Raw genomic sequence first — 3,204 nt, 5'->3', positions numbered from 1 at the left:
GGTGATGGGTGGCTGGTCGTTATTTGAGAACTACACAGTGGACGCGAGCATCTGTGGCCAAGTTTTTAAGGGCGCACGGTGGATGCCTTGGCACCAGGAACCGATGAAGGACGTGAGAGGCCGCGATAGGCCCCGGGGAGCTGCCAACTGAGCTTTGATCCGGGGGTGTCCGAATGGGGAAACCCGGCAGTCGTCATGGGCTGTCACCCACTGCTGAACACATAGGCAGTGTGGAGGGAACGAGGGGAAGTGAAACATCTCAGTACCCTCAGGAAGAGAAAACAACCGTGATTCCGGGAGTAGTGGCGAGCGAAACCGGATGAGGCCAAACCGTATGCGTGTGATACCCGGCAGGGGTTGCGCATGCGGGGTTGTGGGAATGAGCTTTCACAGTCTGCCGGCTGTGAGGCGAGTCAGAAACCGTTGATGTAGTCGAAGGACATGCGAAAGGTCCGGCGTAGAGGGTAAGACCCCCGTAGACGAAACATCAGCGGCTTGCTTGCTCATCTCCCAAGTAGCACGGGGCCCGAGAAATCCCGTGTGAATCTGGCGGGACCACCCGCTAAGCCTAAATATTCCCTGGTGACCGATAGCGGATAGTACCGTGAGGGAATGGTGAAAAGTACCGCGGGAGCGGAGTGAAATAGTACCTGAAACCGTGTGCCTACAAGCCGTGGGAGCGTCGGACGTACTTGTACGTCTCGTGACTGCGTGCCTTTTGAAGAATGAGCCTGCGAGTTAGCGGTGTGTAGCGAGGTTAACCCGTGTGGGGAAGCCGTAGCGAAAGCGAGTCCGAATAGGGCGATTGAGTTGCACGCTCTAGACCCGAAGCGGAGTGATCTAGCCATGGGCAGGTTGAAGCGGAGGTAAGACTTCGTGGAGGACCGAACCCACCAGGGTTGAAAACCTGGGGGATGACCTGTGGTTAGGGGTGAAAGGCCAATCAAACTCCGTGATAGCTGGTTCTCCCCGAAATGCATTTAGGTGCAGCGTCGTGTGTTTCTTGCCGGAGGTAGAGCACTGGATAGGCGATGGGCCCTACCGGGTTACTGACCTTAGCCAAACTCCGAATGCCGGTAAGTGAGAGCACGGCAGTGAGACTGTGGGGGATAAGCTCCATGGTCGAGAGGGAAACAGCCCAGAGCATCGACTAAGGCCCCTAAGCGTACGCTAAGTGGGAAAGGATGTGGAGTCGCAGAGACAACCAGGAGGTTGGCTTAGAAGCAGCCACCCTTGAAAGAGTGCGTAATAGCTCACTGGTCAAGTGATTCCGCGCCGACAATGTAGCGGGGCTCAAGCGTACCGCCGAAGTCGTGTCATTGCAGCAATAGGGCCAACGCCCGCTGTGATGGGTAGGGGAGCGTCGTGTGCCGGGTGAAGCAGCAGCGGAAGCTAGTTGTGGACGGTTCACGAGTGAGAATGCAGGCATGAGTAGCGATACACACGTGAGAAACGTGTGCGCCGATTGACTAAGGGTTCCTGGGTCAAGCTGATCTGCCCAGGGTAAGTCGGGACCTAAGGCGAGGCCGACAGGCGTAGTCGATGGACAACCGGTTGATATTCCGGTACCCGCTTTGAAACGCCCAATATCGAATCCATTAATGCTAAGCCCGTGAAGCCGTTCCGGACCCTTCGGGGAAAGGAAAGTGGTGGAGCCGGCGATCCAAGGTGGTAGTAGGTAAGCGATGGGGTGACGCAGGAAGGTAGTCCAGCCCGGGCGGTGGTTGTCCCGGGGTAAGGGTGTAGGCCGTGTGGTAGGCAAATCCGTCACACGTTAAGGCTGAGACCTGATGCCGAGCCGATTGTGGTGAAGTGGATGATCCTATGCTGTCGAGAAAAGCCTCTAGCGAGTTTCATGGCGGCCCGTACCCTAAACCGACTCAGGTGGTCAGGTAGAGAATACCGAGGCGTTCGGGTGAACTATGGTTAAGGAACTCGGCAAAATGCCCCCGTAACTTCGGGAGAAGGGGGGCCATTCCTGGTGATGAGACTTGCTCTCTGAGCTGGGGGTGGCCGCAGAGACCAGCGAGAAGCGACTGTTTACTAAAAACACAGGTCCGTGCGAAGCCGTAAGGCGATGTATACGGACTGACGCCTGCCCGGTGCTGGAACGTTAAGGGGACCGGTTAGTGACCTTTCGGGGTTGCGAAGCTGAGAACTTAAGCGCCAGTAAACGGCGGTGGTAACTATAACCATCCTAAGGTAGCGAAATTCCTTGTCGGGTAAGTTCCGACCTGCACGAATGGCGTAACGACTTCTCGACTGTCTCAACCATAGGCCCGGTGAAATTGCACTACGAGTAAAGATGCTCGTTTCGCGCAGCAGGACGGAAAGACCCCGGGACCTTTACTACAGTTTGATATTGGTGTTCGGTTCGGCTTGTGTAGGATAGGTGGGAGACTTTGAAGCAGCCACGCCAGTGGTTGTGGAGTCGCCGTTGAAATACCACTCTGGTCGTGCTGGATGTCTAACCTCGGTCCGTGATCCGGATCAGGGACAGTGTCTGATGGGTAGTTTAACTGGGGCGGTTGCCTCCCAAAGGGTAACGGAGGCGCCCAAAGGTTCCCTCAGCCTGGTTGGCAATCAGGTGTTGAGTGTAAGTGCACAAGGGAGCTTGACTGTGAGACCGACGGGTCGAGCAGGGACGAAAGTCGGGACTAGTGATCCGGCGGTGGCTTGTGGAAGCGCCGTCGCTCAACGGATAAAAGGTACCCCGGGGATAACAGGCTGATCTTCCCCAAGAGTCCATATCGACGGGATGGTTTGGCACCTCGATGTCGGCTCGTCGCATCCTGGGGCTGGAGTCGGTCCCAAGGGTTGGGCTGTTCGCCCATTAAAGCGGTACGCGAGCTGGGTTTAGAACGTCGTGAGACAGTTCGGTCCCTATCCGCTGTGCGCGTAGGAATATTGAGAAGGGCTGTCCCTAGTACGAGAGGACCGGGACGGACGAACCTCTGGTGTGCCAGTTGTCCTGCCAAGGGCATGGCTGGTTGGCTACGTTCGGGAGGGATAACCGCTGAAAGCATCTAAGCGGGAAGCCTGCTTCAAGATGAGTATTCCCACCTCCTTGAGAGGGTAAGGCTCCCAGTAGACGACTGGGTTGATAGGCCAGATGTGGAAGCCCGGTAACGGGTGGAGCTGACTGGTACTAATAGGCCGAGGGCTTGTCCTCAGTTGCTCGCGTCCACTGTGTTAGTTCTGAAG

Annotated in this window: 1 rRNA gene; it reads left to right on the top strand. The window is 56.6% G+C overall.

The annotated features are described in order from the left end of the window. Window positions 1–55: 55 nt before the first annotated feature. Window positions 56–3,172, top strand: a 23S ribosomal RNA gene (locus tag ACZ597_RS35510). Window positions 3,173–3,204: the final 32 nt, after the last annotated feature.

The organism is Streptomyces sp. NPDC040718, from assembly GCF_055593565.1.
The sequence above is the reverse complement of the archived record's forward strand: the minus strand, read 5'-3'. Positions and strand labels throughout refer to the sequence as shown.